Annotated in this window: 1 protein-coding gene; it reads left to right on the top strand. The window is 32.1% G+C overall.

What is annotated here, in order from left to right; genetic code table 11:
• Positions 1–270 precede the first annotated feature (270 nt).
• Entirely contained in the window at positions 271–891 is a 621-nt protein-coding gene (locus L0951_RS13635) for a hypothetical protein (RefSeq protein WP_234111808.1), read from the top strand.
• Positions 892–1,357 lie beyond the last annotated feature (466 nt).

The raw sequence follows: 1,357 nt of genomic DNA, 5'->3' as shown, positions 1-1,357 counted from the left end.
CCCTACTCGAAAACGGAGTTGTTTTTAGCTGCTAACGAAGAAATTTTTACTATTTTGGATAATCAAATAGTCAAAAAATGAAAACATATAACTATTTGATTATCAATATTTAAATTTAACGTTAGTCAGAATTCCCCTACTCGAAAACGGAGTTGTTTTTAGCCGCTAACGAAGAAATTTTTACTATGTTGGATAATTAAATAGTCAAAAAAATGAAAGCATATAACTATTTGATTATCAATGTCTAAATTTAACGTTAATCAGGATTTTATGACGACAACCTACATACAATTTGACGCACCGAAAAACGACAAGCAAACTGTAAAGGAAGGACTGATAAAAAGCTCATTGAAAAAAGCGTTAAAAGGTATTCTGACAACATTCATTCCAAAAGTAAATCCTGACTTTGATGAGAAAATAGACGAAGTAAAATATTGGCTTGTTGAGTGCGACTATGAAAGCGGTATTCCTGAACGTGAAATTGGGTTAGACAAGGAAGGACGAGTAATATTGAAAATGCCATACAAAGACAATTATGGCTACTGGACAGACAACAATTTATTGCTCAATGACTTCAAAGAACATTTTGTTGTTTCCGAAATTAGCAAGGACAGTTTTGAACAAAGCTGGGACTTATTCGACAAACTATCAAACTTTGAAATAGAGATAGCGAACTTCAAAATTCTGTCGAATGGTGCGGATAGTGGACACATATACTTAACAACAGAAATTAGCTATAAAGGACAACATAGAAAATTAGTTATTTACTTCGGTGACAAATCAGACGAACAAAAAGTTAAGACGAAAGACATACTAAAATTAAGCGGACGATTGTTTGACGAAGGCATTCAACAATCATTATCATTGCTTGACACAAAACTATTTGACTGATGGAAAGAAAGACTACCGCTAATAACTAAGCTTTCGTCTTGTCCGAAGGAAACAAGCTGAAAGCCCGTTGAACGGCAGCACTGGTGGCTTTTCTCCCATATTGGTTCTTCTAAGGAATGGTAAAAAGAATTCAAAAACAAATCACTAAATTTGCATTGATTGACAAGGATTTTGAAATCACAAAATTTTGATTATCAATAAGAAAATTTGACATTAGTCAGAATTCCCCTACTCGAAAACGGAGTTGTTTTTAGCCGCTAACGAAGAAATTTTTACTACTTTGGATAATAAAATAGTCAAAAAATGAAAACATATAACTATTTGATTATCAATATTTAAATTTAACGTTAGTCAGAATTCCCCTACTCGAAAACGGAGTTGTTTTTAGCTGCTAACGAAGAAATTTTTACTATTTTGGATAATCAAATAGTCAAAAAATGAAAACATATAACTATTTGATTATCAA

The organism is Chryseobacterium sp. R2A-55 (assembly GCF_021401085.1).
In the GTDB taxonomy this organism is placed as follows: Bacteria; Bacteroidota; Bacteroidia; order Flavobacteriales; family Weeksellaceae; genus Kaistella.
Note: the sequence above shows the minus strand (reverse complement) of the source record. Positions and strands in the feature narration are given on the sequence as shown.